This is a genomic window from Gluconacetobacter sp. (genome assembly GCF_047721585.1).
Taxonomy (GTDB): Bacteria; Pseudomonadota; Alphaproteobacteria; order Acetobacterales; family Acetobacteraceae; genus Gluconacetobacter; species Gluconacetobacter dulcium.
On record NZ_JBDNXE010000200.1, the window covers coordinates 1 to 4600 of the forward strand.

The window sequence follows — 4600 nt, forward strand, 5'->3', positions numbered from 1 at the left end:
CCACCGACAGGTTGCGCAGGTCGCGCGGCGCGCTGACCCGGTCCAGCAGCGGAAAGCGGCCCTTCGTCGGTACCTGCCCCGCAGGCTCGGCACCCGTCTGGCCGGCGCCGGCGGTCCCGGCTGTGCCGGTGGAGGGGGGAGGCGGGGGTTGGTTCATGACGATGACGTCCGTTATGCTTGCCGGATCATGGGCCCGGGGCGGCCCTGTCCGGTCCATTCTGTGCTTGCGACGTGTCCGGGCGGGGCGATCGTAACGCCCCCCGGTCTGTTACAGTTCGGTTTCTACTCCCGTGGGGGAAGCAAATACAGACTCTTCCTCCCCACTGTGGTCATTTGGTCACAGTGCATGTGATGGGAATTGAGTATAAGAGTCGATCTGTCCTATACCCCCCGGAACGGGATCGTGGCGTCGCATGTCCGCAACCTCGCTATGTCTTTCATGCACGGCTATGGTCGTGCCGGGTTGTTATCTGCTGCGTGGACGTGTCCATAATACAAGTCACATGATTTGAGAGAGGCCGGCTCCATGCCGGCGCAGGAGCAGAGGGTTCATGGCCGTTCCTATTATGCAGGCTGTCCGGGTGGGCGCCTACGTCGTGAAGCAGCACGTAACGGGCCGGAAGCGTTATCCGCTCGTCCTGATGCTCGAGCCGCTGTTCAGGTGCAACCTGGCCTGTGCCGGGTGCGGCAAGATCGATTATCCCGCCGCGATCCTGAACCAGCGCATGAGCGTGCAGGAATGCCTGGACGCGGACACCGAGGCCGGTGCGCCCGTCATCGCCGTCGCGGGTGGCGAGCCGTTGCTGCACAAGGAAATGCCGGAGATCATCCGGGGCCTGATCGCGCGCAAGAAATACGTCTATCTCTGCACCAATGCGCTGCTGCTCGAAAAGAAGATGGACGATTACGAGCCGTCGCCCTTCTTCTCGTGGGACGTGCATCTGGACGGCGACCAGGCGATGCACGATGCCTCGGTCTGCCAGGACGGGGTGTACGAGCGCGCCGTGGCCGCGATCAAGAAGGCCAAGGCCCGTGGCTTCCGCCTGTCGATCAACTGCACCGTGTTCGACGGCACCGACCCCAAGCGTCTGGCCAACTTCTTCGACGAAGTGATGGCCATGGGCGTGGACGGCATCATGACCGCGCCGGGCTATGCCTACGAGCGCGCGCCGGATCAGGCGCACTTCCTGAACCGCCAGAAGACGAAACAGCTTTTCCGCGACGTTTTCCGCCTGGGCAAGGGCAAGAAGTGGCGCTTCACGCAGTCGCCGCTGTTCCTGAACTTCCTCGCCGGCAACGAGCAGTATCACTGCACGCCGTGGGGCAAGCCGCTGCGCAACGTCTTCGGCTGGCAGCGCCCGTGCTACCTGCTGGGCGAAGGCTATGCCAAGACGTTCCAGGAACTGATGGACGACACCAAGTGGGATGATTACGGCACCGGCAATTACGAGAAATGCGCCGACTGCATGGTCCATTCCGGCTATGAATCGACGGCGGTGATGGATGCGGTGCGCCGCCCCTGGCACATCGCCAAGGTCGCGCTGTTCGGACCCGAGACCGAGAAGCCGATGGCGCCGGAAATCTCGCTGGCCAACCAGCGCCCGGCCGAATACGTCTTTACCCAGCATGTGGATGCCCGCATGGCCGAAATCTCCGCCGCCAAGAAGCCGGCCAAGCCGCCGCGCGTGACGGTGGTGGATGCGCCTGCCTCCGCCCCGGTTGTCGCGGCCGACGCCGCCGACTGATCGCGGTATCCCTTTTCGGGCGATAATGAATGGCGGGGCCGGCTGGCCCCGCCATTGTCGTATTCAGGTTTTGCCGATGCCGCATTAAAGTGCGCGGCATCATGATCACGTCCATTGCCGTCATTCTTCTTCTCGTTCTCGTCAACGGCGTTTTCGCCATGGGGGAACTGGCCCTGATTTCGGCGCGCCGGGCGCGCCTGACCATCATGCAGCGTGCCGGCGTCAAGGGCAGCGAGCGGGCCTTGCGTCTGGCCGACGATCCGCAGAGCTTCCTGCCCACCGTGCAGGTCGGCATTACGCTCGTCTCGATTCTGGAGGGCACGTTCGGCGGCACGCAGATCGAGGGCGCGCTGACGCCGTGGCTGGCGCGCTTCGCGGTTCTGCGCCCCTTTGCCGGAGAGCTTTCGATCACCATCGTGGTGGTGGCGATCACCTCGCTGATGCTGGTGCTGGGCGAACTGGTGCCCAAGCAGATCGCGCTGCGCCATCCCGAGATCATTGCCGCCCGGCTGTCGCTACTGCTGGAGGGGCTGGCGCGGGTGACGCGCCCGGCCGTGTGGCTGCTGGGGTGGTCGTCGAACCTCGTGCTGCGGCTGATGGGGGTGGAGGCCGCGACGCGCGAGGCGCTGACCGAAGAGGAACTGAAAGCCTATATCGCCGAGGGCGCGCAGTCGGGCGTGCTGGAGCAGGAGGAGCGCGACATGATCGAGCGCCTGCTGCGTATGCCCGACCGGCCGGTGCGGGCGATCATGACCCCGCGCAATGAGCTGTTCTGGATCGAGCGGGGGGCCAGTCAGGAAGAACTGCGCCGCACCCTGCGCAATACCGTCTATTCGCGCATCGTGGTGTGCGAGGGCGGGGTGGACAATCCGGTGGGCGTAATTCTGGCCAAGGACATGCTGGACCGGATGCTGGACGGGCGCCCGGTCTCGATCGAATCGGTATTGCGCAAGCCGGTGGTGGTGCCGGACACGCTCTCGGCCTTCGACATGGTGGAGCGGATGCGCTCGATCCCGCTGGGGATCGCGGTGGTGCTGGACGAGTATGGGTCGTTCGAGGGCATCGTGACGGCTTCGGACCTGTTCGAGGCCATCGTGGGCGAGCATCATGAGCCCGGCAGCACGCCCAAGGAGCGTCTGGCGCAGGACGATATCCTGATCCTGGACGGGTTCATGCCCGCCGACGAGGTGAAGGACCGGCTGGCGCTGGCCGACCTGCCGGACGAGGGCAGCTATCACACGCTGGCCGGGCTGATCCTGGCCCTGCTGCGCCGGGTGCCGGCGGTGGGGGACAAGATCGCGTTCTCCGGCTGGCTGTTCGAGGTGCTGGAGATGGACCAGCGCCGGGTGCAGAAGGTGCGCGCCAGCCGGCAGGTGCTGGCGGAGAATTAGGCTGTGTGCCGGGATGCGCGGACGGGTGCCTTCCCGTACCCGCCTCGGCAGGGCCGGACGACAGTCCGGACAGTCATTCCGGTCGGCGCAGGAAGGCTGGCAGGGCGATATTCAGCAGCGCCTCCGTGAGCGAGGGCGAGATCTCTTCGCCGGACACCAGCGCGCGAAAATAAAATGGCGCGATCAGCATTTCGATCGCAAGACCAACATTCAGGTCCGGCGCCACCTCGCCACGCGACTGCCCCCGGCTTAACAGAACCGAGGCGGCCTCCAGGCGCTTGCGCCAGAATTCCCGGCGGGCATCCTCGGGAATCTGGACGCCCAGGCGCGTCACAAGCTTGCCGAAATCGGAGCGATGAAAGGCGATGCTGGCGGCGAGATAGATCTTGAGGTCCTCGTGGCACGATCCCGTGTCCGGCAAGGGAAGGGCCATGCGCGCGCGTGCGCCCACCGCCTCGAAGACCAGCGACTCGAGCGTGCCCCAGCGGCGATAGATCGACGTTTTCTGCACGCCGGCGCGGCGGGCGACTTCCTCGACCCTCGGGGTCTCCCCCGCCTCCATCATGGAAAGCGTCGCCTCCATCACGGCCGCATGAACGCGCGCGCTGCGCCCGCCCCGGCGACGCCGGATATCCGGGGGTGCCTGTTCGGTATCCCCGTTAACGCAACTTGGTTGCTTTATCCCGTTCATTGCGTCATGCTAACACTACACAGTAGCAATAGGAACGTGCATGACCGATACCGCCCTTCCCATGACGGCCCGGCCCGTCGCGTCCTTCGGGCGCACCGCGGCATTGTGCGCGATCGTCGCCGCACTCGCCCTTGCCGGGTTCCTGACGCGCCATCAGGGCACGGGCGCGGCGTCTCCCAGCCAGCATCCCCAGCAGCAGGTCGGGATTTTCGTGTCTCTGATCGGCGGCCAATATCTGATGTTCCAGTTCGTCCGTGCCACTCTGCGTGGCGTCGGACTGTCGCTTGGCGCGCTTGTCAGCGTGCGGCCGCTCGATCGGCGCACGCTGCTGCGGGATCTGGTGCTGGGCGTGCTGCTTCTGGCCTTCTGGCAGGCGATCGCGTTCGGGCTGACGCGTCTTCTGGGGCCGGGCGATCTGGCGGCTGTCGGGCGACTGAGCCTCTCCGAAGCCTGGGAGGTGCCGGTCTGGCTGGTGGTGTCCGCCTGTGCGGGGGTGGTCGAGGAACTGGCCTTTCGGGGCCTCCTGCAACGTCAGATCGCGTATCTCTCCGGCGCGACCTGGATCGGCGTTGTGGCGCAGGCTGTCCTCTTCGGTGCTGCCCATCTCTATCAGGGGCCGGTACTGGCGGCCCAGATCGCCGTCTTTGGATTGCTGTTCGGAATCGTCGCTGCCCTGCGTGGCAGCCTCGTGCCGGGGATGGTGGCCCATGGGCTCGAGGACGCGCTGGCCGCCTTCGTCGACCTTGGCTAGGGGGCGGGCGGGACTATGAGGG

At 65.7% G+C, this 4600-nt stretch carries 4 protein-coding genes; 3 read left to right on the forward strand and 1 reads right to left on the reverse strand.

Features of this window, described 5'->3' with window-relative positions:
* Positions 1-551: 551 nt before the first annotated feature.
* Together hpnH and ABF821_RS19995 are read left to right on the forward strand one after the other, a co-directional pair.
* Positions 552-1745: an adenosyl-hopene transferase HpnH gene (gene hpnH, locus ABF821_RS19990; protein WP_182974663.1), complete on the forward strand. Its 1194-nt coding sequence runs from the start codon at positions 552-554 to the stop codon at positions 1743-1745.
* A 101-nt stretch (positions 1746-1846) separates the two neighbouring features.
* Positions 1847-3136 carry a hemolysin family protein gene (locus ABF821_RS19995; protein WP_183007654.1) on the forward strand — a complete coding sequence of 430 codons (1290 nt, stop codon included), beginning with the start codon at positions 1847-1849 and terminating at the stop codon, positions 3134-3136.
* Positions 3137-3209: 73 nt separating this feature from the next.
* Here the strand turns inward: ABF821_RS19995 and ABF821_RS20000 are convergent, their stop codons facing one another.
* On the reverse strand, positions 3210-3701 hold the full coding sequence (locus tag ABF821_RS20000; RefSeq protein ID WP_415531351.1) for a TetR/AcrR family transcriptional regulator C-terminal ligand-binding domain-containing protein: 492 nt from the start codon (positions 3699-3701) through the stop codon (positions 3210-3212).
* A gap of 166 nt (positions 3702-3867) precedes the next feature.
* Between ABF821_RS20000 and ABF821_RS20005 the strand changes: the two genes are divergently transcribed.
* Entirely contained in the window at positions 3868-4578 is a 711-nt protein-coding gene (locus tag ABF821_RS20005) for a CPBP family intramembrane glutamic endopeptidase (RefSeq protein WP_246402384.1), read from the forward strand.
* Positions 4579-4600: the final 22 nt, after the last annotated feature.